Annotated in this window: 23 protein-coding genes; 15 read left to right on the forward strand and 8 right to left on the reverse strand. The window is 30.7% G+C overall.

Annotated features, from left to right (window positions below):
- Positions 1 to 56: 56 nt before the first annotated feature.
- From MBM09_RS11995 to MBM09_RS12005, 3 genes are all read left to right on the forward strand, one after another.
- A complete protein-coding gene (locus tag MBM09_RS11995) occupies positions 57 to 617 on the forward strand; it encodes a hypothetical protein (RefSeq protein ID WP_238673969.1) in 561 nt (186 codons plus the stop codon).
- Positions 618 to 787: 170 nt separating this feature from the next.
- On the forward strand, positions 788 to 1153 hold the full coding sequence (locus MBM09_RS12000) for a DUF2200 domain-containing protein (protein ID WP_238673970.1): 366 nt from the start codon (positions 788 to 790) through the stop codon (positions 1151 to 1153).
- 156 nt (positions 1154 to 1309) lie between these two features.
- Positions 1310 to 1807: a DUF1877 family protein gene (locus tag MBM09_RS12005; RefSeq protein ID WP_238673971.1), complete on the forward strand. Its 498-nt coding sequence runs from the start codon at positions 1310 to 1312 to the stop codon at positions 1805 to 1807.
- A gap of 96 nt (positions 1808 to 1903) precedes the next feature.
- Here the strand turns inward: MBM09_RS12005 and guaB are convergent, their stop codons facing one another.
- The 5 genes from guaB to MBM09_RS12030 all read right to left on the reverse strand — a co-directional run bounded on the left by guaB (position 1904) and on the right by MBM09_RS12030 (position 6951).
- A complete protein-coding gene (gene guaB / locus MBM09_RS12010; protein ID WP_238673972.1) occupies positions 1904 to 3376 on the reverse strand; it encodes an IMP dehydrogenase in 1473 nt (490 codons plus the stop codon).
- A gap of 96 nt (positions 3377 to 3472) precedes the next feature.
- Complete coding sequence (locus MBM09_RS12015; RefSeq protein WP_238673973.1) at positions 3473 to 3961, reverse strand: hypothetical protein; 489 nt, start codon at positions 3959 to 3961, stop codon at positions 3473 to 3475.
- Positions 3962 to 4489, reverse strand: a complete 528-nt coding sequence (locus MBM09_RS12020) for an FMN-binding protein (RefSeq protein ID WP_238673974.1) — start codon at positions 4487 to 4489, stop codon at positions 3962 to 3964.
- A gap of 258 nt (positions 4490 to 4747) precedes the next feature.
- Positions 4748 to 5926 (reverse strand): hypothetical protein, encoded by a 1179-nt coding sequence (locus MBM09_RS12025; protein WP_238673975.1) that lies wholly within the window; start codon positions 5924 to 5926, stop codon positions 4748 to 4750.
- A 161-nt stretch (positions 5927 to 6087) separates the two neighbouring features.
- Positions 6088 to 6951, reverse strand: a complete 864-nt coding sequence (locus MBM09_RS12030) for a hydroxymethylglutaryl-CoA lyase (protein WP_238673976.1) — start codon at positions 6949 to 6951, stop codon at positions 6088 to 6090.
- 134 nt (positions 6952 to 7085) lie between these two features.
- Here MBM09_RS12030 and MBM09_RS12035 point away from each other — a divergent pair, with 134 nt between their 5' ends.
- Positions 7086 to 8006 (forward strand): spondin domain-containing protein, encoded by a 921-nt coding sequence (locus MBM09_RS12035; RefSeq protein WP_238673977.1) that lies wholly within the window; start codon positions 7086 to 7088, stop codon positions 8004 to 8006.
- A gap of 108 nt (positions 8007 to 8114) precedes the next feature.
- Positions 8115 to 9299 (forward strand): zinc-dependent metalloprotease, encoded by a 1185-nt coding sequence (locus tag MBM09_RS12040; protein WP_238673978.1) that lies wholly within the window; start codon positions 8115 to 8117, stop codon positions 9297 to 9299.
- Here the strand turns inward: MBM09_RS12040 and MBM09_RS12045 are convergent, their stop codons facing one another.
- On the reverse strand, positions 9300 to 10331 hold the full coding sequence (locus tag MBM09_RS12045; protein ID WP_238673979.1) for a quinone-dependent dihydroorotate dehydrogenase: 1032 nt from the start codon (positions 10329 to 10331) through the stop codon (positions 9300 to 9302).
- A 138-nt stretch (positions 10332 to 10469) separates the two neighbouring features.
- Between MBM09_RS12045 and pepT the strand changes: the two genes are divergently transcribed.
- From pepT to MBM09_RS12095, 10 genes are all read left to right on the forward strand, one after another.
- Positions 10470 to 11708 (forward strand): peptidase T, encoded by a 1239-nt coding sequence (gene pepT / locus MBM09_RS12050; RefSeq protein ID WP_238673980.1) that lies wholly within the window; start codon positions 10470 to 10472, stop codon positions 11706 to 11708.
- Positions 11709 to 11742: 34 nt separating this feature from the next.
- Positions 11743 to 13494, forward strand: coding sequence for an FAD/NAD(P)-binding protein (locus tag MBM09_RS12055; protein WP_238673981.1), 1752 nt, complete (start codon positions 11743 to 11745; stop codon positions 13492 to 13494).
- Between the two features lie 75 nt (positions 13495 to 13569).
- Positions 13570 to 14247: a tRNA (guanosine(37)-N1)-methyltransferase TrmD gene (gene trmD, locus MBM09_RS12060; protein WP_238673982.1), complete on the forward strand. Its 678-nt coding sequence runs from the start codon at positions 13570 to 13572 to the stop codon at positions 14245 to 14247.
- A gap of 1 nt (position 14248) precedes the next feature.
- The gene (locus MBM09_RS12065; protein WP_238673983.1) at positions 14249 to 14734 is read left to right on the forward strand and encodes a GyrI-like domain-containing protein; all 486 of its coding nucleotides are present in this window, start codon (positions 14249 to 14251) and stop codon (positions 14732 to 14734) included.
- A gap of 231 nt (positions 14735 to 14965) precedes the next feature.
- Positions 14966 to 15316 (forward strand): 50S ribosomal protein L19, encoded by a 351-nt coding sequence (rplS, locus tag MBM09_RS12070; RefSeq protein WP_238673984.1) that lies wholly within the window; start codon positions 14966 to 14968, stop codon positions 15314 to 15316.
- 853 nt (positions 15317 to 16169) lie between these two features.
- Complete coding sequence (locus MBM09_RS12075) at positions 16170 to 18380, forward strand: NADP-dependent isocitrate dehydrogenase (protein WP_238673985.1); 2211 nt, start codon at positions 16170 to 16172, stop codon at positions 18378 to 18380.
- 80 nt (positions 18381 to 18460) lie between these two features.
- A complete protein-coding gene (locus MBM09_RS12080; RefSeq protein WP_238673986.1) occupies positions 18461 to 20854 on the forward strand; it encodes a TonB-dependent receptor in 2394 nt (797 codons plus the stop codon).
- 4 nt (positions 20855 to 20858) lie between these two features.
- Complete coding sequence (locus tag MBM09_RS12085) at positions 20859 to 21725, forward strand: DUF4249 family protein (protein ID WP_238673987.1); 867 nt, start codon at positions 20859 to 20861, stop codon at positions 21723 to 21725.
- 8 nt (positions 21726 to 21733) lie between these two features.
- Positions 21734 to 22564 carry an N-acetylmuramic acid 6-phosphate etherase gene (murQ, locus tag MBM09_RS12090; RefSeq protein WP_238673988.1) on the forward strand — a complete coding sequence of 277 codons (831 nt, stop codon included), beginning with the start codon at positions 21734 to 21736 and terminating at the stop codon, positions 22562 to 22564.
- The gene (locus MBM09_RS12095; RefSeq protein WP_238673989.1) at positions 22551 to 22784 is read left to right on the forward strand and encodes a DUF6095 family protein; all 234 of its coding nucleotides are present in this window, start codon (positions 22551 to 22553) and stop codon (positions 22782 to 22784) included. The genes murQ and MBM09_RS12095 overlap by 14 nt, the downstream gene beginning before the upstream one ends.
- A 239-nt stretch (positions 22785 to 23023) precedes the next feature.
- Here the strand turns inward: MBM09_RS12095 and MBM09_RS12100 are convergent, their stop codons facing one another.
- Entirely contained in the window at positions 23024 to 23518 is a 495-nt protein-coding gene (locus tag MBM09_RS12100) for a DinB family protein (protein ID WP_238673990.1), read from the reverse strand.
- Between the two features lie 152 nt (positions 23519 to 23670).
- On the reverse strand, positions 23671 to 26418 hold the full coding sequence (locus MBM09_RS12105; RefSeq protein WP_238673991.1) for a T9SS type B sorting domain-containing protein: 2748 nt from the start codon (positions 26416 to 26418) through the stop codon (positions 23671 to 23673).
- Positions 26419 to 26522: the final 104 nt, after the last annotated feature.

Here is a 26522-nt window from a genome sequence, read left to right on the forward strand (position 1 = left end):
ATACAAACACGTAACTTTTCTTACACATAAACATTTTGCACAATATGAAAATCGAGATGCGAAGAATATTAATAGTAATATTTTTACTGTCAACCAGTTTCGGATTTGGACAAAATACGACCTCTGAAAATTGGAATGAAAATGATAAGGCGCAATACTCTAAACTAAAGGGATTAGCTAAATACGTGTATAACAAAGAAAAGTCTGAAATCTCAAAAGATAGTTTATTTGACAAATATGTCTTTTTCGACTATGTCCTAAACGATACTGTTTCTGAAAGAAGAGAAAGAAGAATTGTTGCGTTCGACACGCTTTTTTATTATTTCAAAAAAACGGTTGAAAGTATTGGATTGGAAAACTTGGATGCTAAACCAGTAAGATATTATAAAAATCACGAAATTTATAAGCCTTTCGATGAGGAAAAATCTGAACTGAAAACCGTTGGAGGAGAAAAAATGTATGCTAAAGATGACAACGTTTTTGCGTACTTCAGAAAGGAAGAGCCTGAAAATCCAATAGGAGTATTACTATTTGAACCTGAAACTGACAAATTAGGAGCTTGGATTATGATAAACCAAGGTGGATACAAATATTTTTTAACGTTTAGTCTATTATAAAAATACTGTACACAACAACGTATATAAAAAATTGCTGGTGTTGTGCTAAAACAAAGGTCGTTGCACGTTTGCTACGTCTGATTTTCCTTCGGAAAATCCTCGCACGCAAACCCGCAACTTTCCATATACAAACACGTTACAGGTAATTTGAGAAATCTCAGAAATAATATATGAAAACAACAGCAAAACATAATGAACGTATAGCAAAAATGACATTTGCATCCGTTTATCCTCACTATTTAACAAAGGTTCAAAAAAAAGGAAGAACTCAAGAAGAACTATACCAAGTGATAGAATGGTTAACAGGTTATAACGAAGCTAAAATACAAACATTGATTGATGAGAAAGTGACGTTTCAAACATTTTTTCAAAATGCAAATTTAAACACGAATGCTAACCTAATTAAAGGCGTTATATGTGGCTATCGAATAGAAGAAATTGATAATCCATTAACGCAACAGGTAAGATATTTGGACAAACTAGTAGATGAATTAGCTAAAGGTCGAAAAATGGAAAAAATTTTACGTGTCGGATGAATTTGAATGGCTACAGTTAAAGAATACAATAATCAACAATAGATTTAGTTAATTACTACTTAATTTTCTTTTTGGAAATTTTTAGCTAATTTTAATACAATGAAACCAATTATAAATACGTTTTATGCAATTTTAAATTGATTATAAATTAATAAAATGGGATTAAGAGCATCAATAATTCAACTAGATCAAGAATATCTTGAAAAAATAATTATTAATCAAACTGAATTTTTAAATATTGATCCTTCAGAAAACATATATAAATCAATTGATCTTGATAAATCTTGGGATGGTATTATTTTTTTGTTATCAAATGGTGGAACTTACAGGGATAGTAAAAAAGTTGTAACTAATATTTCACGCATTATATTAAGTGGACAAAATTTAACAGAACTAGATAACTATGGTATTACTGCTTCATATTTGACTTCAAAACAAGTAAAACAATGTATTAATGAACTTATTAAAATTACAGAGAAAAAGTTATATAGTCGCTTTGACTCTAAACTGATGAGTGATAGAGGTGTTTATGATTTTGATTCATTTATAATGAATCCTGACTTCAAACATTTTTTTAATTATTATCAAATAGTAAAAGAATTCTATAATGATGCTGCTAAAAAGGGAAAAGCTACTTTAACGTATATATCTTAATTAATATAATAATTAGTAGAACTTTATTTATGTCTAAACATTAAACAAAAAAGGCGAAACTAAAGTTTCGCCTTTTTTGTTTAATTAACTCTAAAATTATCTAGAATAATTAGGAGATTCTTTAGTAATAGTTACATTATGCGGGTGGCTTTCGTTTATTCCACTTGCTGTAATTTTCACAAACTGTCCTGTTTCTTTTAACGTTTCAATATCTTTTGCTCCACAGTAACCCATACCAGCTCGTAAACCTCCAATAAACTGATGAATACTTTCATATAAATCACCTTTATAAGGTACTCGACCTACAATTCCTTCTGGTACCAACTTTTTAATATCATCTTCTACATCCTGAAAATATCTATCTTTACTACCTTGTTTCATAGCTTCCACAGAACCCATACCACGATACGATTTAAACTTACGTCCTTCGTAAATAATAGTTTCTCCAGGAGATTCTTTTGTTCCTGCTAAAAGTGATCCTAGCATTACACAATCTGCACCTGCTGCAATAGCTTTAGGAATATCACCTGTGTAACGAATACCTCCATCTGCAATTACTGGCACACCTGTTCCCTTTAATGCTGCTGAAACCTCTAACACCGCAGAAAACTGTGGAAAACCAACACCTGCAACTACACGTGTAGTACAAATAGAACCTGGACCAATACCAACTTTTACAGCATCTGCACCAGCCTCAACTAAATATTTAGCGGCGGTACCTGTTGCAATATTACCAACAATAACTTCTAAATTTGGGAACTTTGCTTTTATTTCTTTAAGCACACTCACCACACCTTTGGTATGTCCGTGAGCTGTATCAATAACCACAGCATCAACACCTGCTTTAACTAAAGCTTCTGCTCTATCAATCGCATCACCAGTTACTCCAATGGCTGCAGCAACACGTAAACGCCCATATTCATCTTTATTTGCAATCGGTTTTTGACTTAATTTAGTAATATCTCTAAAAGTAATTAAACCGGATAGTTTAAAGTTATTATCAACTATTAATAATTTTTCTATTTTATGTTGTTGAAGTATTTTTTCTGCATCTTGTAAAGATGTTCCAACCCCAGCAGTTACTAAGTTTTCACTTGTCATAACTTCTGTAATTGGTCGTTTGTTATCATGCTCGAAACGCAAATCTCGATTAGTAACAATACCTTTTAAAGTCCCTTCTTCATCAACAATAGGAATACCACCAATACCATGTTCTGCCATGTTTTGTTTAGCATCTTTCACCTTTGCTGTTAACGGTAAAGTAACAGGGTCTATAATCATACCACTTTCAGCACGTTTTACACGTCTAACTTTAAGAGCTTGTGCCTCTATTGTCATGTTTTTATGCAAAACCCCTATACCACCTTCTTGTGCCATGGCAATAGCCATTTTACTTTCAGTAACCGTATCCATAGCTGCCGAAATTATAGGCACGTTTATGGTAATGTTTCTAGTGAATTTTGTTTGGATGTTTACTTCTCTTGGAAGAACTTCGGAAAAAGCTGGAACTAATAAAACGTCGTCGTAAGTAAGACCTTCTCCTAAAATTTTATTTTGATGTGCTATCATGATGCAATTACAGTTATAATTGCGTGCAAATATACAATTTAATTGAACACAAAAGGCTTCTTTTAATGTTAAGAAGTTATTAAGTAAAATAGGAACTTAAGTCTTTTGTACTAACTGTTTTAAAATAATAAATGTAGAAGCTGCAAAAGTAAGTGTCATTAATATTCCTGAAAACATAACGATGTATTTCATCCATAAAACACCTGTCCAGAGTAAATACAAACCTCCAAAAGTTAGTATTACAGAAATAAATGGTTCTACTATTAAAAACAATTTAAGTTTTTTATTAAGCTTGGTTATAGAAATGATAGCGCCAACTAAAAAGAAAATAATAGCCATAGATAATATATGGTTATGAACCAAAGTGAGCATTTCTTGATCACTTTTTTTAAAGCGCATTACCTTAGCATTTTCATCATCTTCGTTGCCTAAATACTGTTCTTCAATACCGTTAGGATTAGCAGAAGATGTTTCGCCTACAAATAATAGGCCTGTATAAAAACCAATACTTAATACTATTATAAACGCACCGATTAATAGCTTAATTTCTTTGGGAAGGTTTAATATTAATCCGTTTAGCTGCATTTACAGAATATTTCTACTGTGAAGTATTTTTAAAGATTCTAACAAATTATTCATAGCATTTGTCATAGAACGAACAGATATTGTAGCACCAGAAATAGCCATAATATTATCGCCGTATTTAAGCTGATCGCCTCCTTTTTTGCCAATGAATTGTTTTAACCAACGAGAGCTTCCTATTTCTCCTCCATATTCCTCTCTGTAGATTAACACTTTTGATTTTAGTACAATTAAGTCTTTATCTAACAACACAAAATAATCAAACTGTGCCGTTTTACTTGGTGCATGTGAAAGATAAGCATAACCTAAAAACGCATTATTTGCTTCTATTTTGAATAAATTATTGTCGTTGAATTTAGAAGGTAAATCTTTGGTGTTTTCTGAATCAATTTTAACTTCTGTAAAACTAAACGTTTCAACATTAAAATAGTTTTTAATTTCTTTGTCTACCTTTTTTTGAATGTTTTTTGGTAAACCAAAAGCCATTAGTGCGAAAGTTAAAAATAATATAAAAACCTGTTGTATTTTCATGCTACAAAAGTATTGTTTTTTATTGTTCTTACAATTAAAGTACCAAAGGCAATAATTAAAATTATTTTTTTTGATTCCCATTTTCTTGGGAATGACAATTTTAACAGAAACCTCGGGATAAAACCCCGAGGAATATTTTTTAAAATTGCCGTTGGTTTATTATGCGTTAGGGATTGAGGCTTTGTTGGAGCTCTCCTAATTTTAAATCGGGAAGCGACTGCCGAAAGCCCGACCCAATTGGGTAACTCCCAAATTATATTAGAACCAAACGCCTATACCAAAATTAAGTCTGTTGTCTACATCACCACCAGAAACTGCATTATCTCTAAATTGATAATCTGCTTTAAACACAACACCTGGTGCAATATGGTAACTTAATCCTGTTGTTAAATCATTGCGGTTAAAAGCATCATTTCTTGTTAGACTTCCCGCGGTTTCTGCATGTGTATCATACTGCTCATAACGTGCAAATGCAAACAAACGTTGTTCTTTTTCTTGAGGTAGAAGATTATAGGCTGCTTCTAAATACCATCCTTGTAAAGCGCTACCTAAATCACGACCTGTTAAATTGTTATAATCTTCGGTACCTGATAAACTTCCGTGTACAAATTGCCCACGTGCTGTGAAACGTTGAAATGCATAACGCGCATCTAAACCTATCATTGAAATACCAATGTTTGCACCAGCTAAATCCTCAACGTCATCTTCGGCTTGTGTATCTCCAAAATAACCTGAAAGTCCTAAACGCAATCCTGGAATTCCGTAATAATCGAATTTCATAGAAAGTGTTGGACTATCTATAGTAGATTGAATTGCTTTTTGACGACCACCACGTAAACCGTTTGAACCTCTTAAAACACCATTTACACCACCTTCACCATCAAAAGATGTAGATTTAAATCCATTAAAAACATAAGCTTGGTAGCCTAAAGATATTTCGTTAAATCTACCAGTAACACCAAAACCTATTTCTCTCCAAGTTGTTGGGATAATAACATTATCTAACGCTGGTCTTTCTACACCATTAAAAGTTGTTGGTTCGTGAAACTCATTAATAATACCAAAAGGAACTAACATTAAACCACCTCGTAAACTTACGTTTGAAGCTACATTATAATTAACAAAAGCTTGTTCTATAAATACTTCTTCTACGTGTTCGAACTCCACCTCTGTTACAAATTGAGTTTTATCGTTAAATTTATAACCAAAAAGTAATACTAAACGCTGTACATCTAACTCACCATTTTTTGCTTCAGGTTGGTTGTATGTTAACTCGCCATATGCACCTACAGTAACTGATTTTCCATAATTTCCAGAAAGAATACGTTGTGCTGCATTTAGTTGCTTTTGAGGGTCGAATGTAATTGAATCTTGTACGGTTTGTGCACTTACAATCGATACTAAGAATATTGAAAAAAATAAGGTTAGTTTTCTCATTTTAAAATTAATTTGTTGTTTTTATTTAGACTTATTACAAATAATATTTCATTTGAAGTTGCAAATATAAAACTCAGAATAAATTACACAAAGTTTATTTAGATTAAATTTAAATAAAGTTATAAAATAAATAGTAAAATATTGATTATCAGGTATTAAAATCAATGGTAAACCTTAAAGATTTTAGATGCTTCGTTGTGAGCACTTTCAAAACTTAACGCATTTAAAGTGTTTGCATTATTGGAAGTAAAATAAGATAGCAGTTTTTCTGTTGGCATATTACCTGTTAATTCGTCTTTTGCCATTGGGCAACCACCAAAACCTTGAATAGCACCATCAAAACGATTACAACCTGCTCTATAAGCAGCATCCACTTTTTCGAACCAGGTGCTTGGTGTAGTATGTAAATGTGCACCAAACTCAATATTTGGATATTTGGGTATTAGATTAGAGAATAAATAATCAATGCTTTCTGGATTAGAAGTACCAACAGTGTCACTTAATGATAAGATTTTAACTCCCATATTTGCTAACTTCTCTGTCCACTCTCCTACTATATTAACATTCCAAGGATCTCCGTAAGGGTTTCCAAATCCCATAGAAATATAAACCACAACTTCTTTATTTGATTTATTTGCAATTTCTAGAATTTCAGAAAGTGTTTCTACCGATTGAGAAATAGTTTTATGTGTATTACGCATTTGAAAGTTCTCTGAAATAGAAAACGGATATCCTAAATAATCAATTTCAGGATGTTTACAGGCATCGTTTGCTCCTCTAACATTTGCTACGATTGCCAAAAGTTTACTTGTAGTTTTACTTAAATCTAATTGAGATAATACTTCTGCTGTATCTGTCATTTGAGGAATAGCCTTGGGAGAGACAAAGCTACCAAAGTCAATAGTATCAAATCCTACACGTAAAAGCGATTGTATATACTGTACTTTTTGTGTAGTAGGAATAAATTGTTTTATCCCTTGCATAGCATCGCGTGGGCATTCAATAATTTTTACTTGTTTTGACATGTATTCAAAATAGGAGGATAAAAATACTATTAATTTTAATTAAGTGAACAATTATAAAAACAAGTTTTAACAACCTTAATGTAAGTCTGGCTAAATTCTATCGACTTTAAACCTATAACCTAAACAACTCAGCCATGAAAAAAACTATTTTATTAGTCTGTCTAATAGTTTTTTTAATTTCAAATGCTATATCCGCACAGAGTACTGCAACCTATAATATAGTTTTTGAAAGTTTATGGAATGAAACAGATCATGGCCCTTTACCACCTTCTCCACATTGGTCTTCTCTTGTAGGTGCAAATCACAATAGTAATATTACATTTTTAGAAATGGGTAGTATCGCTACGCAAGGCATAGAAAATATTGCTGAAACTGGTAACATAACTGTATTTAGAGATGATGAAGTAAACCCAAGCATAACCAATGGAAATACTGAACAATTCATTAATGGTGGAGGTTTAGGAAGTGCTACTGGTACAATTACCATTAACAATGTGGAAGTAAGTGAAGCATTTCCTTTATTAACTTTAGCTTCTATGATTGCACCTAGTCCAGATTGGATAATAGCCATAAATAGTATAAACTTAAGAAACGTAAGTAATACAGATTGGCAAAGCTTGATTGAGATTGATTTGTTTGTTTATGATGCGGGAACAGATAGTGGTGCAACTTATACTGCTGCAAATGCAGATATAACTCCACATATTGCAATTAATAGTCTTCAAGGTATTTCTCCTTTCAGTAATAATAGAGTTGGAAAATTCACCATTACTTTACAAAGTGTTTTGAGTGTTGAAGACATCGAGTCAATTGAAAACACAAAAATATTTCCAAACCCAACACAAGGAAATGTTACTATTAAAAATACCGACCATGAAGAATTAACCAAAATTGAAGTTTACAATGTATTAGGTAAATTAGTAAAAGAAATTACATTTAAAGAAAGTTTTAAAACCATTAACTTAAACTTATCAAGTTTAAAAAAAGGCATTTATTTAATAAACTTAAAAGACAAATACGAACACAGTAAAATCCAAAAACTTGTAGTTCATTAGTCGATAAAATCTGTACTTAATACACTAATCGATTATAATATAGTATTCAACGTTTTTTTTACCTAATGACTTCATTAGCACTTACATTTGATTAAATGTTTTGTCCCAATGAAGCTTTTAAATAGAGTTACTCTCTTATTTTTTTTAACATTAGTATCATACTCTCCTTCCCTCTTTTCTCAAAATGAGCTAGAAGCTAACTGCGGCAACACTACAACTACACAATCTGTTGATTTTTTTAATAGTATAAAACCTCAGCTAAAAGCATTTGAACGTGATTTTGCGCAAAAGAAATTCAGTAAAAATTCAAAGCATAAAGATGCATTAAATTCTGTTCCTGTAAAAGCTCATATTATTAGAAATTCTGATGGCTCTGGTGGACTTGATATTTATGATCTTGAAAAAGCTATTACAAATCTTAATAAAATTTATAAAGGCGCTTACTTAGAATTCTTTCTATTAGATGATGTTAATTATATAAATGACAACCAATTATATCATTTAAAAAAAGGAAATGAAAAAAATCTAATTACTGCTAATTATATTGATGCTGCCATAAATATTTATTTTATTGAGGATATTGAAAATGCGTCAGAAGAAAGTATTTGCGGTTATACAGATGATGATGAAAAAAACAATGTGATAGTTATAAAAAATAGCTGTGCAACTAACGATTCTTCATTGGCTCACGAAATGGGGCACTTTTTCTCTTTAATGCACACTCACGGACCAAGTAATACGAAACTTACCACTGAGTTAGTTGATGGAAGCAACTGCGATACAGACGGTGATGGAATTTGCGATACACCTGCAGATCCTAAACTTTCATCAAATACTATTGATAATTTTTGTGGATATACTGGAAAAGTCAAAGATGCAAATGGAGATACTTTCAATCCAGATACTGGAAACATTATGTCTTATTCCAGAAAAGCTTGTAGAAATCATTTTACAGAACAACAATTTGCTAGAATATATGCTTACTACAAATTAATTGAAGACCGTTTTAAAGCTTCTACTGATAAGGATCCTGATGTGATTATTAAAGAAGAGATAGCAAAATTATCAGATTTAAAAATTTATCCAAACCCTGTTTCAGATGGTAAAATTAACTTCAGTAGTTCTCAAATTGAAAGTTTGGTTTATTTTTTAATAACTGATTTTAGGGGGCAAATCCTTTCAAAAGGACAACTTACAAACGGAGAAATAGATGTAAACCAACTGTCATCTGGTAGCTACTTATTAGTTTTAGAGAATGCTGAAACCAGAGTAGTTAAAAAGTTCTTAAAGTAATTATTTATTAAGTATAGCTTTATTTATTCGTTTTACAAGACTCGGACCTTCGTAAATAAAACCTGTATAAATTTGTACCAAATCTGCTCCTGCATCAATTTTATCTAGGGCATCTTTAGCAGAATGTATACCACCTACTCCAATTATAGGAAAAGACTTTTTACTTTTATCAGCAAGATATTTTATCACTCTAGTACTTTTTTCTTTAATAGGTTGCCCGCTTAAACCACCATTACCAATACTTTCTAGTAATTCATTTGAAGCTTTTAAACCACTTCTATCTGTGGATGTGTTACTTGCTATAACACCATCAAGATTTGTGTCCTTAACCAGCTCTATAATTTCGTCCAACTGATTGGTATTCAAATCTGGAGCAATTTTTAGTAAAATTGGTCTTTGTATTTCAAAAGTATTATTGGCTTTTTGTACAGCACCAATCAATTCTTCTAAATAATCCTTATCATTAAGCTTTGCATGACTTCCTACATTTGGGCAACTCACATTTAGCACAAAATAATTAACATAAGGATGCAATGCATTAAAACACTCTAAATAATCTTTAGTATAATCTTCTGGTTTTGTATTTGTGTTTTTCCCAATATTACCACCAATAATTAATTTACCTTTATTCTTCTTAAGTTGAGTTATAGCAGCCTCTAATCCTTCATTATTAAAACCCATCCTATTAATAATTCCTCGGTCATCTTTTAATCTAAAGAGTCTTTTCTTAGGATTTCCTATTTGTCCTTTAGGTGTTACAGTACCTATTTCAATAAAACCAAATCCAAAATTTGCAAGCTCGTTGTATAAAACAGCATTTTTATCAAACCCAGCTGCTAAACCTACAGGGTTTTTAAAAGTTAAACCAAATAGTTTTCGCTCTAACCTTTCATCTTCAATCACATATAAACTTTTGAATAACGAATTAAGTCCAGGAATTTTTGAAGTGAATTTTATTAGTGAAAATGTAAAATGATGAATTTTCTCGGGATCGAATAAAAAAAATATTGGGCGAAGTAATAATTTGTACATCAGTATTATTTACGCAAAAATAGTTCTAAATAAAAAAATGAGCAATTCAAATGATAAAAAAACGCAATATCGTAACTTTATGCCCATAATTGGCTATTTATTATCCCGCTCAAACTATAAAATACATTAACAAAAAATATGATTTCAAAAGAACACATTATAAAACGATTTGTAAGTTACGTTACAGTTGACACAGAATCAGATCCAGATTCAAAAACGACACCAAGCACAAAAAAACAATGGGATTTAGCAAACAAACTGGTTGAAGAGCTAAAAACTATTGGTATGCAAGAAGTTACCATTGATGACAATGCATATATTATGGCAACTTTACCAAGTAATGTTGAGCACAATGTGCCTGTAATTGGGTTTGTTTCTCATTTTGATACGTCGCCAGATTTTACAGGAGCTAATGTGAAACCACAAATAATTGATAAGTACGACGGAAAAGACATTGTTTTAAATAAAGATGAAGACATTGTTTTATCGCCAGATTATTTTGAAGATTTACTCCTTTACAAAGGACAAACTTTAATTACTACAGACGGTACAACCCTCTTAGGTGCAGATGATAAAGCTGGTATTTGTGAAATAATTTCTGCTATGGAATACTTAATTAATCACCCAGAAATTAAACACGGAAAAATTAGAGTTGGATTTACACCCGATGAAGAAATTGGAAGAGGTGCCCATAAATTTGATGTTGAAAAGTTTGGTGCAGATTGGGCCTACACAATGGATGGTAGTGAAATTGGTGAGTTAGAATACGAGAATTTTAATGCTGCCGCTGCTGTTGTAAAAGTAAAAGGGAAAATTGTTCACCCTGGCTATGCCAAAGGAAAAATGATTAATTCTATTTATATAGCTCAAGAGTTTATAAACTCTTTACCTAGGTTTGAAACACCAGAACATACAGAAGGCTACCAAGGTTTTTTTCACTTACACGATATACATGGAAGTGTTGAAGAAACAACGTTAAAATATATTATTAGAGATCATGACAAAGGGCATTTTGAAGCTAGAAAAGAAGTTTTAGTAAAACTGACCAATGAGCTTAATTCACAATATGAAAAAGAAGTTATAGTTACTGAAATTAAGGACCAATACTATAATATGAAAGAAAAAGTAGAGCCTGTTATGCATATTGTTGATATAGCTGAAGAAGCTATGAAACAGCTTAATATTAAACCCATTATTAAAGCTATTCGTGGCGGAACAGATGGGTCTCAATTAAGCTATATGGGATTACCTTGTCCTAATATTTTTGCTGGCGGACATAATTTTCATGGACGTTATGAGTATGTTCCTGTTGAAAGTATGATTAAAGCAACAGAAGTAATTTGTAAGATTGCTGAATTGACTGCGAAAAAGAAATAATGTTTTTTTAAAAAACCTGATTGATATTAAATAAATGACAAAAAAAAGAACTTTAGCAATTGTTGGAATTGGCCCTAGAGGTTTAAATGCCTTAGAAAATTTCTTAATAGAAGTTAAAAAACAATCTTCTTCTATAAATCTCCTTTTGTTTGAAGAAACCGGTAATTATGGATACGGACATGTTTATGATATTAATCAAGTTGAAAGTAATTGGATTAATATAAACGAACGAATTTTAACCTTAAATGGACGTGATGAAATTGAATTTGATTCAACAATAATATCAGCTTTTCCATCGTATCATGAATGGATTGATAGAAACTATAATGAATTACCAAAAAATGAAATTGATACTTATCCACCTCGAGCAAAAATTGGCAAATACCTAGATCTAAGATTTCAATCTTTAATTAATCCGTTATTAAAAACCAAAATGGTTTCTCTTTTCAATGAAAAAATTAAGTATGTAGAATTAAATAATGATAAAGTAAGAATAAAAACTAATTCAAATACTTTTGAAAATATAGACGAGTTATTACTAACTATTGGCCATCAACCCACCAAACTATCAAAACAAATAATTGAATGGGACAAGTATTTTGTTAACAACAAACAAGTTAAACTTTTTAAATCGCCTTATCCAATAAGTGATTTTTTAAATAGTAAAGACTTAACACCTGAAAGTGTTGTTGGAATTCGTGGATTTGGTTTAGCCATGATAGATGTTGTAAGAGGTATTGCAAATAAATTTGGAAAATTTGTAATAAATAATAATACGACCAAAAGCTGTAAATATTATTCAGAGCATGACATTACTAATATGCTTATACCCTTTTCACTTGACGGATTACCACCAGCACCTAAACCTTTAAATGCTGAAATAGATGAATGGTTTAAGCCTACAAATAAAGAAATTATCACTTTCGAAGAAAACATCCAAGATTTAGATATTCAGAGAAAGGCAAAAAGCCCACAATTTTTAATAAATGCTATAACACCAATTATTGCCAGAGTGTATTCAAAACTTCCTAAAGCTTATTTAGGAGAACAATTCACTGTTAAAGACATTGAAAAAATTGCCCAAAATTGGTTAGAAGACTACAAATACGAACATGCTATAATTACTTCAAGAAAACTATCAACAAAAAAAATGATGCAAAACTTTGTAGGAATGGCAACTGGTAAAGAAGCTATTAATCTCGATTTTTGTATTGGTCAGGTATGGAGGCATTGTCAACCATCAATTTATGATAAGTTATCATTTAATGAATGTTCTGATGAAGTTTTTGCGGAAATAATAAAATTAGATGAAAGCTTAAAAAGATACTCTTATGGTCCACCAGTAGAGAGTATTCAGCAAATGCTAGCCTTAACTTCAGCAGGAGTTATGACATTAGATATGGTAAACGATCCTGAAATTGAATTAAATAATAAAGGTTGGTTTTTCAAATCTAACGGCGAAACTAGAACTGCTAACATAATGATTGATTCTGTTTTAGATTCACCTAAAATTGAATCTGTTAATTCGCCTATTGTAAAAAGTTTACTAGAGAATGATTTAATTGAAGCTGTTCATGATGGATTAGGAGTTTATACCGATGAAAATGGCTATGTAATAAGTAATGATATGAATAAAAAAATTCCAATTGCTTTACTCGGTAGATTAGCCAAAGGAACCATTATTGGTGTAGATGCTATATTAGAGTGTTTTGGAGACAGACCAAAAGCATGGGCTATAGAAGCTGCAAATAGACACTCAAACTGGTTAACTTCTAATCAAAATTAACAAAGATTAATCTTAAAAACACCATCTAGTAATACCAAACAATTAAATTATCTTTGCACAACTTAAATACAAACAATGCGCATCGATATAATAACTGTTTTACCAGAACTACTTAAAAGTCCGTTTGAAGCTTCAATTTTAAAAAGAGCAATTGAAGCTGATTTAGTTGAAGTTCATTTTCATAATTTAAGAGATTATACCACTGATAATTATAAATCTATTGACGATACCCAATTTGGTGGTGGCGCTGGTATGGTAATGATGGTAGAACCTATTGATAAATGTATTTCGGCTTTAAAAGCAGAACGTGATTATGATGAAGTCATTTATATGACTCCAGATGGTGAAACTTTAAAACAAGGCATCGCTAATCAGCTTTCATTAAAAGAAAACATTATTATTTTATGCGGCCATTATAAAGGTGTAGACCAACGTGTACGCGACCATTTTATAACCCGAGAAATATCAATCGGCGATTATGTTTTGTCTGGTGGAGAATTAGGAGCTGCTGTACTTTGCGATGCTGTTATACGATTAATCCCTGGGGTTTTAGGTAATGAAACCTCTGCCCTAACCGATTCGTTTCAAGATAATTTATTAGCACCTCCTATTTATACTAAACCTAGAGAATATAAAGGGTGGAAAGTTCCAGAATTACTATTTAGCGGAAATTTACCAGAAATTGAAAAATGGCGAGAAGAACAAGCTTACTTAAGAACCAAAGAACGACGACCAGATTTATTAGATGATTAATATGCAAAAACCACGAGTTGAATCCATAACAACAAAAAAACTAATTGGTCAATCTATAGAAATGTCTTTGACTAATAATAAAACTTTCGATTTGTTTTCTGGTTTTATGCCAAAGCGAAAACTAATAAATAATATAATTGGTGAAGCTGTGTATGAGGTTTGTATCTATGATGATTTGCATTTTAAGAGCTTCAACCCAAACAATACATTTAGCAAATGGGCAACTATAGAAGTTTCTAATTTTGAAAATCTACCTGAAGGTATGAAAGCCTTAACTATTAATGAAGGCTTATATGCCATTTTTAAATATAAAGGTTTAGCAAAAGATTTTGGTAGTTTTATGAGTTATATTTTTTCTGAATGGTTTCCAAAATCTGAATATATATTAGACAACCGACCACACTTTAATGTTTTAGGAGAACAATATAAAAACAACCATCCTGACTCAGAGGAAGATGTTTATATCCCAATAAAACTTAAAGCGTAGCTTGTGTTAAAGATAGTAAGGCATCCTTATGCCAAGGCAAAAGATATAACCTTTCAGCTTCGCTCAAGATAAATTCCTAGCCTGATCTTTTTACAAAAGGAAACACCAAAAAAAATATAAATAAACGTTGCATATTATTAATTAATAGTTATTTTTGCAGCCAATTTCGGGTTAACCTCTGGCGAGAATCGTGAATGTTGTTCTGAATTAATTATTATTAAATTTAAAGATATGGAATCTTTAGTAAAGTTTATACAAGACGAATTTGTAACAAAAAAAGATTTTCCAGAGTTTGGTGCTGGAGATACAATTACTGTTTACTACGAAATTAGAGAGGGCGAAAAAGTTCGTACTCAGTTTTTTAGAGGTGTAGTAATTCAAAGAAAAGGATCTGGATCATCAGAAACTTTTACAATTAGAAAAATGTCTGGTACAGTTGGTGTAGAGCGTATCTTCCCAGTTAACTTACCTGCATTACAAAAAATTGAAATCAACAAACGTGGTAAAGTACGTAGAGCTAGAATTTACTACTTTAGAGGTCTTACTGGTAAAAAAGCCAGAATTAAAGAAGCTAGACGTTAATAAAATACTATTGCATTTGCAGTTTTTAAAAGCTTTGACATTTGTCAAGGCTTTTTTTATTAACCATTGTTAATAACTATGGTTTATAAATAGTTGATATCTAATTGCTTAAAAAAATTGCATTTTTAAAATGTAACACTATATTAGCAGAAGAAATAATAACAACTCAGGTTGGTTTCGTCTCAACAACGAATTTATATTATATTCTAAATAAGGTAACGTTCTTTATAAAATTGTTTTTTGAGGTTTAGAAGCTGTCACGTGTAGGCGTGTATAAGTTATAAATCATGATACTATAAAAAGTGTCACACGTACAAGCAGGTGACAACTAGTATAGTTGAAAGCTTAAAAAGTAACAGAAACGAAAGTGAATGTTATGTAATTAGAGCAATGCTTATAGTAAATTTAACGTGCAAACGAAGAGTAAGTTGTAAGTATCAAGAAAAACAATTAACAGAAACATATTGGTAATAGGTCAATACATTTTGAAAATTACTAAATGTTTCATTGAAATAATAGTACTTGAATTGAAAAGATTTAGATGAAAATTTTAAATTGATTTAGTAGCAATACTAATTAGGTCACGTAATGTTATTTCAAAAAAGCCATGTCAGAGAAGATTAAATTCTTTAGTGATATGGCTTTTGTTTTTTAAAATCTTTCCGTTTTATTAATAAATTCATACTGTAACTCTACTTTTTTATAATTATAGCAATTATAGCCAATTTGATTATTTTCATTAGGTTTTAGAATATTTATAAAGGTCATTTTTTGTATATTCGCAACGCTAAAAACGAAACTGATTTTACTAAATCTAGTTTTAGCATTTTAATAATTCTAAAAAACGACCTCAATGTCTAAAATTATTTATACAAAAACTGATGAAGCTCCGGCTTTAGCAACACGTTCATTCTTACCTATTGTTAAAGCTTTCGTTAAATCTTCTGGAATTAATATAGAAACTAAAGATATTTCTTTAGCTGCTAGAATTTTAGCTGTTTTCCCAGATTTTTTAAATGAAGATCAAAAAGTTTCTGATGATTTAGCAATATTAGGAGAGTTAGCAAAAAAACCTGAAGCTAATATTATAAAATTACCAAATATTAGTGCTTCTATACCTCAATTAAAAGCAGCAATAAAGGAATTACAATCTCAAGGTTTTGCAATACCTAATTATCCTGAGGAACCAAAAAATGATTCTGAAAATGATATTAAATCGCGTTACGACAAAATTAAAGGAAGCGCTGTAAATCCAGTATTACGCGAAGGTAATAGTGATAGACGTGCTCCAAAAGCGGTTAAGAATTATGCTAAAAAGAACCCACACTCGATGGGAGAATGGACTAGCGATTCTAAAACACATGTTGCAACTATGAGCAGTGGAGATTTTGCTCATAACGAAAAATCTCTTACCCTACCAGAGGCTACAAATGTTGTTATTAAACATACAGACAAAAATGGCAATTCAACCATTTTAAAAGATAGTTTCCCTATACTTAAAGGTGAAATAATTGATGCTACAGTAATGAGTAAAAAGGCTTTATTAAGCTTTTTTGAAGAGCAAGTAGCAGATGCACGCGAAAAAGGTATTTTATTTTCATTACACATGAAAGGTACCATGATGAAAGTGAGCGACCCTATTATTTTTGGTCATGCAGTAAAAATATATTTTAAAGATGTTTTTGCTAAACATGCAGCCATTTTAGATGAAATTGGAGTAGATGTAAATAATGGATTAGGTAACTTACTAAGTAAATTAGAAGAATTACCTGAAGCTAAACGTAATGAAGTTCAAGCAGATATTGATGCTGCATTTAAAAACGGACCTTCAATTGCTATGGTAAATTCAGATAAAGGCATTACAAATTTACACGTACCAAGTGATGTGATTATTGATGCATCAATGCCAGCAATGATTCGTACATCTGGTAAAATGTGGAATGCTGATGGTAAACTTCAAGACACAAAAGCTATTATTCCAGATAGTAGTTATGCTGGTATCTATGCTGCAACAATTGATTTCTGTAAAAAACATGGTGCTTTTGATCCTACAACAATGGGTACAGTGCCTAATGTTGGACTTATGGCTCAAAAAGCTGAGGAGTATGGATCTCATGATAAAACTTTCGAAATGTCTTCTGATGGCATAGTTGAAGTTATTGATGCGTCTGGAAAAGTTTTAATGCAGCACAGTGTTGAAATTGGTGATATTTGGAGGATGTGTCAAACAAAAGATGCTCCTATTCAAGACTGGGTTAAATTGGCAGTTACTCGTGCAAGAGCATCAGAAACACCTGCTGTATTTTGGTTAAATGAAAATAGAGCTCACGATGCTGAATTAATCAAAAAAGTAAACACCTATTTAAAAGATCACGATACTTCTGGACTAGATTTAAGAATTTTAGCGCCTGTTGATGCTACTATTTTTACTTGTGAAAGATTAATTGAAGGTAAAGACACTATATCTGTTTCTGGAAATGTATTACGTGATTATTTAACAGATTTATTCCCAATTTTAGAAGTAGGTACAAGTGCAAAAATGCTATCAATAGTACCTTTAATGAATGGTGGTGGTTTATTTGAAACTGGTGCTGGAGGTTCTGCGCCTAAGCACGTTCAGCAGTTATTAGAAGAAAATCATTTACGTTGGGATTCATTAGGTGAATTTTTAGCATTAGCCGTTTCACTAGAACATTTTAGTGAAGTAAATAATAATGCTAAAGCTAAAATACTAGGTGAAACTTTAGATGATGCTACCGAAAAGTTATTAGAGAATAAAAAAGGACCTTCTAGAAAAGCTGGAGAATTAGATAATAGAGGTAGTCATTTTTATTTAGCTATGTATTGGGCACAAGAATTAGCCAATCAAAATGAAGATGCGGCTTTAAAAAATGAATTTACAGGAATTGCTAAAAATCTAGCAGACAATGAATCTAAAATTGTAAATGAATTAAATGAGATTCAAGGTAAACCTGTTAGCATTGGTGGTTATTATGAACCTAATGAAAAGTTAATTAATGAAGTTATGCGCCCAAGCAAAACTTTTAATTCAATCATAGAATAAATTATTGCACTATATAAATTATAAAAGCTCCTATTTTTAGGAGCTTTTTTTCTTATTTTTATAAAAAAATTCTTTATCGGATGAAAAAACCATTATGGTTTCTTGCTGTATTTTGTTTTTATATTATTTCTTTAAATGCTCAAGAAAAATTCACATTAAGTGGTATTATTTCTGAAGAAAAAAGTAATGAAACACTTATTGGAGTAAACATTATCATACAAGAATTAAAAACAGGTGCTACCACTAATGAATATGGTTTTTATTCTATAACACTACCTGAAGGCACTTATAATATTGTAATTAGTTATTTAGGTTTCAAAACAATCTCTGAAACCATTATACTCACAAAAGATATAACTAAAAACTTCAACTTATCAGAATCAACAGAAAATTTAGATGAAGTAATTATCACAGGAAATATTGAAAAACTAAACATTAAAACACCCCAAATGAGTGTTAATCAATTAACAGCTGCAACCATTAAGCAAATTCCAGTAGTACTTGGGGAAGCAGATGTTATAAAGTCTATTCTCTTATTACCAGGTGTTACTAATGCCGGAGAAGGTTCTTCTGGATTTAATGTTCGTGGGGGAGCTACAGATCAGAATTTAATCCTGTTAGATGAAGCCACCATTTTTAATTCATCACATTTATTTGGGTTTTTCTCGGTTTTTAATCCAGATGCTATTAAAGATATCAAGCTTTTTAAAGGTGGTATTCCTGCCAGATATGGAGGAAGAGTTTCATCGGTATTAGAGATTTTTCAAAAAGAAGGAAACAGTAAAGAACTAAAATTTAATGGTGGTATTGGGGCTGTGGCTAGTAGGCTGTTAGTAGAAGGTCCAATTCAAAAAGATAAATCGGCTTTTTTAATAGGTGGCAGATCTTCATATGCACATTTATTTTTACCTATTTTTGATATTGATAACACTGCCTATTTTTACGATCTAAATGCAAAAATCAATTTTAAACTAAATGATCGAAATAGTATTTTCCTATCTGGGTATTTTGGTCGAGATGTATTTAGCCTAAGTGATCAATTTGTTAATACCTATGGCAACGCTGTGGGAAATTTGCGTTGGAATCATTTATTTTCAGATAAACTTTTTTCCAATCTTTCTCTTATTTATTCTGATTATTACTACGGATTAGAATTGGATTTTGTAGGCTTTAAATGGAATTCTGGAATATCAAACTTCAATATTAAATACGACTTGAAACATTATATTAATTCTAAATTTCAAGTTAATTATGGCATTAACAATATCTATTATAAATTTAATCCTGGAAAAATAGAACCAAATACTGAAGAATCTGGTATTGTAGAAGAACAGCTCATTCAAAAATATGCTAATGAGTTTTCTGCTTATGTTGATATTGAGCATAATATTACTGATAAATTAAGTTTAAATTATGGCTTAAGATTTAGCAATTTTATTAGGTTAGGGCAAGATGAGCTTAATGTTTATGAAGACAATAAACCTGTTGTTTTCGATCCTTTTCAACTCATATACAAAGAAGCAGATCCAATTGGTGTTATTAACCCAAATAGAGGAGATCATTTAGCCTCTTTCAATAATATAGAACCACGTGTTTCTTTGGCTTACATCTTTAACGAAAATAGTTCTGTAAAAGCTAGTTATATTAGAATGGCACAATATCTTCATTTGCTTTCTAACACTAGTTCACCTACTCCATTGGATGTTTGGACACCTAGTGGTCCGTTTGTAAAGCCGCAATTGCTCAATCAGTATGCTCTTGGTTACTTTAGAAATATAAAAGAAGGTAATTATTCTTTTGAAACTGAAGTTTTCTTTAAAGACATTGCCAATAGAATAGATTATATAGATGGTGCCAACTTAATAGCCAATAATGCTATAGAACAGGTTATTTTAAATGGTGAAGCCAGAGCTTATGGTTTAGAAATTCTTTTCCGCAAAAACGAAGGTAATCTTAAAGGATGGCTAGCTTATACATTATCTAAATCTGAGCAAAGAACAGCAGGCAGAGAAGTAACCAATACTCAAAGAACACCTACAGAGTTAGGTATTAACCGTGGAGAATGGTATAGTACACCTTATGATAAAACACATGATGTTTCTGTTTTTGGGAGTTACGATCTAAACAAAAAATGGAACGTTAATACTACTTTTGTATACCAAACTGGACAACCAACTAATTATCCTATTGGGCAATTTGAGTTTCAAGGATTAACAATTCCATATTATGGTTTACGTAACAAACAACGTTTACCGGATTATCATAGAATAGATGTTTCTGCCACATTAACACCCTCTAAAAATAAAGATAGAAAATTGAAATCTGAATGGGTTTTTAGTATTTACAATTTATATAATAGAAAAAATGCAGCTTCTATCAATTTCAGGCGAAATCAAGATACAGGCGTTAACGAAGCGATAAGAACTTCCATTTTCGGTATTGTTCCAGCTGTTACCTATAATTTTAAATTTTAAAATGATGAAAAAAATCTTTTACATATTAGTGTTTTCAATTATATGTACGAGTTGTGAGGACGTCATAGAAGTAAATGTAGATACTGAAGACCCCCGTTTAGTCATAGATGCAATTATTAGGGTAGATACAGACCGCCAAACTGTACCTGTTATTATAAAAGCAAGTACTACAAGCTCATTTTTTGGTGAATCACAGCCTGCTAAATTGGATAACATATATTTGTTTTTTGAAGAAAGCAATACAGCCATACTATTATTTGAATTAGAACCGGGTACAGGCATTTACCAACCTTCAGAAGATGAAGTGAATCCTGATGAAATTTCAACTGAATTGTTAAGCTCACAAAGTGTTATATTATCTATAACCCATAACGGTCAAAGCTATTTTTCCAGAACACAATTTGTCCCAACTGTACCTATTGACAATATTTCACAAGGTGAAGGCGGCATTTTTAATGGCGATGAAACCGAATTAGTAGTTACTATTAACGATGTATTAGACCGTGAGGATTATTATTTATTTGATTTTGATAAAAATGAATACATCCCAAGTGAGGACACGTTTTTTGATGGACAAACATTTGAATTTTCATTTTTTTATGAAGACCAACTACCTACAAATGAAGAACTAAATATTAGTATTTTGGGTATAGACGAAGATTTTTACAATTACATGAATCAATTAATTGTACAAAGCGGGAGCAATAATGGTCCATTTGAAACACCAGCAGCAACAGTTAAAGGAAATATTTTCAACGTTACAGAAATTGATAATATAGATTATTATGACAATGTTAATTTACCAGATAATTTTCCATTAGGTTATTTTGCTATTTGTCAAACTTATAATTATACATTTATAATAGAATAATAAAATCAATGTTCTCTAAAAAATTCACAAAAACTACCGAGCAAGACTCAAACTATAATCATCTGGAAAAGATGAATCTTTCAGAACTGCTTAAAAACATTAACAACGAAGATAAAACAGTTCCACTGGCTGTTGAAAAAGCACTTCCTCAAATAGAAATACTAGTTGAGCACATTGTAAAAAAACTGAGCCAAGGCGGACGTTTATTTTATATAGGTGCAGGTACAAGTGGACGATTAGGTATTTTAGATGCTTCGGAATGCCCTCCTACTTTTGGCGTTTCTCATGATTTGGTAATCGGACTTATAGCAGGTGGAGATTCTGCCATTAGAAAAGCTGTAGAATTCGCTGAAGACTCAACAACTCAAGGCTGGAAAGACCTTAAAGCATATAAAATAAATTCAAATGATATTGTAGTTGGTATTGCAGCATCTGGAACCACACCTTATGTTATTTCTGCTTTAGAAACGTGTAATCAAAACAATATTATAACAGGTTGTATTACATGTAATCATAATAGTCCACTATCGTTAACAGCTCAATTTCCTATTGAAGTTATTGTAGGTCCAGAATTCGTAACAGGAAGCTCTAGAATGAAAGCTGGTACTGCACAAAAATTAGTGCTTAATATGATTACTACATCTACCATGATTCAACTTGGACGTATAAAAGGCAACAAAATGGTGGATATGCAATTAAGTAATAATAAGCTAGTAGATAGAGGCACAAAAATGCTAATGACGGAACTTAATCTAGACCAAGAAGAAGCAGAAGCGCTTCTTAAAAAACATAAAAATGTAAGATTAGCAATTCAAAATTTTAATAATGACACAAAATAAAACAGATAAACCTTTACTTTTTAAAGGTATTAAAATCATGGTATTTGCCTTATTAAGTCTTTTTATGGGACCAACATTTATGCATATGGCTTTAATCAACAAAGAAAAACCACTCTATATCCCTTTGTTGATTGTTGGTTGTTTAATTTGTGCCATGGCAATCATATTAATGTTTAGAGGTATTAACACGATTATGAATAGTATCTTTAAAAAGAAATAATAAGCTTAAAATAACTTAACAAGTTTGTCTGGTTGAGCGCAGTTGAAACCTAATTAAAAAACTAGTTTTATTTTAAAATAACCTATTCATTACTGAAAATTCAGAATAGTTCTAATGTCACTTCGAGTGAAATTCTGGGAGAATTTTGTATCGAAAAGTAATTTTTTAACAGAAATTTATTTGTTTTCGATACATCACACTCTGGCGTGATACTCAAACTGACATAAATTCCTTATTAATTAATCTTGATATTTCGGCGTCGTAGGATTATACCCAAATTCTGAATCATCAATAATAATCCCCAAACTATCAAAAATATAATTGATAATAGCATAATGATGAATGGTATGGCTATTCGCTTGTGCCAATAAAGAACCGTAAGTATAAGGAATTTCAGTTTTTCCCAATCCTAAATCATCAGTAACCAAAATTGTGTCATTCATATCAAATGATGCTGCATGCAACCTACCAATTATAGAGTCCAAATAATCTTGAGCACAAGTACAATCTGCTTCAACAGCTTTATTTCTACTTCTAGCGGTTAAGTCTACTTTGTTTTCAGGATTAACATTAAAAATGCAATCATAAAAATCTAAAATATGTCGAATATGTGTTCCAATACTGGAGTGATACGGCGGAACAGAAGCATCACATAATTGGCTATTGGATAAATGATCTAATAAAACTTGAGATTTTTGAAGTGTTTTTAAAGTAGATTGGATAATTATATTCATAAGTTTAAATATAAAAAAATAAATTGAATGAAGATTATTATCAATTAGTCTTGTATTCTTAATATCCTTACATAGTACTATATGAACATTAAATTCTTTTTTGAGTCTTATAATTTAAGGTCTTTATGGTTTTTAAAATTATAAAACTACAATTATCTTATTAGTGAAAAATGTCCATTTTTTTTCACTATTGAGTTATCTTTAGTAATAAATTTAATAGTAAACCAATAGTCTGTTGAAGGTAACTTTTCACCATTATTTGTTCCATCCCAATAGGACTTATTTTTGTTATCTAAAACTGCAACTAATTTACCATATCTATTAAAGATTATAACTTCCATAGATTCATACATATTTTTGTTAACTCCAATAATTCCCCATAAATCATTAACTCCATCATTATTTGGTGTAAAAAATTTAGGATACCCCAAAACAAATATTTGCTTTTGAATTATATTATTACATAAACTAAAATCTCTAACATAAATATTATTAATTCCAGCAGGAACATTATGAAATGTATACTCATTTGATCTACCTGAAAAGTTACTATTGTTAATAGAAAATTCATAAATTTCGTTTCCTAAAATACTGACATGAATTTTATTATCATTACTAAGATCAATTGTTTCAATTCTATCAAAAACCGGAAGGTCAATCTTCGTTACTGTAAATGATTTTGAGTTTGAACATTCTATGTTGTTTTCAGTTCTATAAGCTATATGAGTATAAGTATCAGGAATTGTTGTATTGAAATCTTTTTTAGTTGAAACTATATCATTGTTGCTATTTATCCATTCAAATCGATCATTAAAACTATCTCCAGATAAAAATACCGGAACATCATTACAAATAATATAAGTATCGTCTAAATCTATCACAGGGTAAGAGTTTACAAATAAAGAGATGGGAGCTATACCAGTACATTTCAAATCGTTTTCTTCAGCTCTAACCCAAATTGTTGACGAAATAGAATTATAAAACCGTGCTGTAATTTCATTTTGGGTAGTTTGTGCATCAAGTAAGGTAGGAAAAAAACGTAGATTAGTTGAACTTGTTAAATTAACTTCAGATCTTATATCATCTCTTTTATCTGCTAAAGGAAACCTACCAATCACATTATTAGTTTCTGTATCTAAATTTCCACAAGCATACATTTCAGAAATATTTCCTAAATCAACAAATACAGCATATAAAAAAAATGAGGAAATTTCATAACAATTGTTTTGATTAACTACTCTAATAAATATTTCTTGATTAGGATTAGTATTTGTATAAACCTCTGGATTAGGAATTCTATTAACATCTTGGTCTGCATCTATTCTTTTTTCATAGAAAAATAAATCTTCATTCAATATTGGGTTAGTGATTTTGTCTCGAATATTATAAAGATTAAAAATTGAAATACCATCTGTATCATTATCGCACTGAATTAATTCTTGATTTTCTATAAGGTTTGGTAGTTCGTGTACTCTAACTTTTTTAGTTACTGTGATGTTTCTGTTATTTATATTAATATTTGCCGTAACAGTAAAATTACCAGAATTAGTATACGTATGTTGAGGGTTAATTTGATTAGATATATTACCGTCACCAAAATCCCAATTCGCAGATGCTATATCAGCATAAGTATCTACTTCAAAAGGCATAGAAATGCCTAAACAACCATTTTCAGCTAAAATTCTTGTTCTAAAATAAGATTGGATAAAAGTAGGTAAACCTAATCTTGATTTATTCGGAGTCAAATTAATTACATTATTAACATAATTTGCATCAACTCCAAAATTTTCTGGAGAAATAATTTCTCCAAGAAATTCAGTTCCTTGAGTATCGCTTATTGATAATGCTCTATAAATTTTTCCGTTTTTAGCAAGCTGCAAACTGCCCGCAGATAGCTCACTTACTTCTTCATGTAAAGAAGTTGCATTTTGTTGTGGGTTTGGGTTTGCTAAATCATATTGATAAAGAATATTTTTCCTTATAGTCTCAGGCTGAAAATCAGTACTATTTTCAGTAAACATACCCTGTCTTATCAGAGAAACATATAAATATTTTGAATCATTGGAAAATTCCACACCATATGCCGACACTACTTCAAAAAAAGTAAAAGAAGTTAAAAGATTTCTTTTATTATTCACGATTCCATTTGCAGAATCAAAATCAAAAATCATTAAATGATCAGATAATTCTTGCGGTCTATAATTAGCACAAGCAATTCTTTTCCCATCAGGAGAAAATTTCATAACTCCTTCTTGAAGTCCTTTATAAAATAAGTTATCAGTTATAATAGGATTGTCAATACTACCATCAGTATTTATCTTATAGGCATAAAATGAGGTATATTCATCATTATCATTTTTCCTTGTAGACATTAACCAAATAGATTTTCCGTCAGTATGATGTACTGCAGATAATTTACCAATCCCAATACCTGCTAACAGATCTCTATTTTTATCTACAATTTCTCCTGAACCATTATTCAAATTCATATCTATAACAGAATAACGCAAACCAGAAGACGAGGTAACTGTAAAAATATAATACATATTATTACGATCTGTAATCGGAACAATAATTACATTTAATAAAACATCAGGTTCAAGTTGGGTAGGGTCTACTCCTCCTCCAAGAGGTTCCAATAATACCCCATTAATCATTATCGTATGATTTTTATTCCATACATTAATACCATTAGTATAAAACTGAAGATTACCATCTCTATCTGAAATTGTAGCACAAGCGTCAGTTGATATCATATTACTATCAAATAATACTTGTGGATTCTCTTGTAGTTCAAAATATAACCCAGCTTTTTCCCCAAAATACCAATTATTTGTTTCGTTTTGACAAAATATGCTTGTACTAATAATAATGAATGAAAAAAGTAAATACTTTCTCAATAAAACATTTTTGTACTTAATTTTTAACAATCTCATTTTATTATAAACCATTAATGAGCTAAAATAACTCTTAAAATTATACTTATATATTCTAGATAATTAAA

It is taken from the genome of Flaviramulus sp. BrNp1-15 (assembly GCF_022259695.1).
Taxonomy (GTDB): Bacteria; Bacteroidota; Bacteroidia; order Flavobacteriales; family Flavobacteriaceae; genus BrNp1-15.

Coding starts and splice junctions, on each gene's coding strand:
- MBM09_RS12065 (WP_238673983.1), top strand. CDS start 14,249: ATGCAAAAACCACGAGTTGAATCCATAACAACAAAAAAACTAATTGGT.
- MBM09_RS12095 (WP_238673989.1), top strand. CDS start 22,551: ATGACACAAAATAAAACAGATAAACCTTTACTTTTTAAAGGTATTAAA.
- MBM09_RS12025 (WP_238673975.1), bottom strand. CDS start 5,926: ATGAGAAAACTAACCTTATTTTTTTCAATATTCTTAGTATCGATTGTA.
- MBM09_RS12075 (WP_238673985.1), top strand. CDS start 16,170: ATGTCTAAAATTATTTATACAAAAACTGATGAAGCTCCGGCTTTAGCA.
- guaB (WP_238673972.1), bottom strand. CDS start 3,376: ATGATAGCACATCAAAATAAAATTTTAGGAGAAGGTCTTACTTACGAC.
- MBM09_RS12085 (WP_238673987.1), top strand. CDS start 20,859: ATGAAAAAAATCTTTTACATATTAGTGTTTTCAATTATATGTACGAGT.
- MBM09_RS12005 (WP_238673971.1), top strand. CDS start 1,310: ATGGGATTAAGAGCATCAATAATTCAACTAGATCAAGAATATCTTGAA.
- MBM09_RS12000 (WP_238673970.1), top strand. CDS start 788: ATGAAAACAACAGCAAAACATAATGAACGTATAGCAAAAATGACATTT.
- pepT (WP_238673980.1), top strand. CDS start 10,470: ATGATTTCAAAAGAACACATTATAAAACGATTTGTAAGTTACGTTACA.
- MBM09_RS12055 (WP_238673981.1), top strand. CDS start 11,743: ATGACAAAAAAAAGAACTTTAGCAATTGTTGGAATTGGCCCTAGAGGT.
- MBM09_RS12100 (WP_238673990.1), bottom strand. CDS start 23,518: ATGAATATAATTATCCAATCTACTTTAAAAACACTTCAAAAATCTCAA.
- MBM09_RS12045 (WP_238673979.1), bottom strand. CDS start 10,331: ATGTACAAATTATTACTTCGCCCAATATTTTTTTTATTCGATCCCGAG.
- MBM09_RS12080 (WP_238673986.1), top strand. CDS start 18,461: ATGAAAAAACCATTATGGTTTCTTGCTGTATTTTGTTTTTATATTATT.
- trmD (WP_238673982.1), top strand. CDS start 13,570: ATGCGCATCGATATAATAACTGTTTTACCAGAACTACTTAAAAGTCCG.
- MBM09_RS12035 (WP_238673977.1), top strand. CDS start 7,086: ATGAAAAAAACTATTTTATTAGTCTGTCTAATAGTTTTTTTAATTTCA.
- MBM09_RS11995 (WP_238673969.1), top strand. CDS start 57: ATGCGAAGAATATTAATAGTAATATTTTTACTGTCAACCAGTTTCGGA.
- rplS (WP_238673984.1), top strand. CDS start 14,966: ATGGAATCTTTAGTAAAGTTTATACAAGACGAATTTGTAACAAAAAAA.
- murQ (WP_238673988.1), top strand. CDS start 21,734: ATGTTCTCTAAAAAATTCACAAAAACTACCGAGCAAGACTCAAACTAT.
- MBM09_RS12015 (WP_238673973.1), bottom strand. CDS start 3,961: ATGCAGCTAAACGGATTAATATTAAACCTTCCCAAAGAAATTAAGCTA.
- MBM09_RS12020 (WP_238673974.1), bottom strand. CDS start 4,489: ATGAAAATACAACAGGTTTTTATATTATTTTTAACTTTCGCACTAATG.
- MBM09_RS12030 (WP_238673976.1), bottom strand. CDS start 6,951: ATGTCAAAACAAGTAAAAATTATTGAATGCCCACGCGATGCTATGCAA.
- MBM09_RS12040 (WP_238673978.1), top strand. CDS start 8,115: ATGAAGCTTTTAAATAGAGTTACTCTCTTATTTTTTTTAACATTAGTA.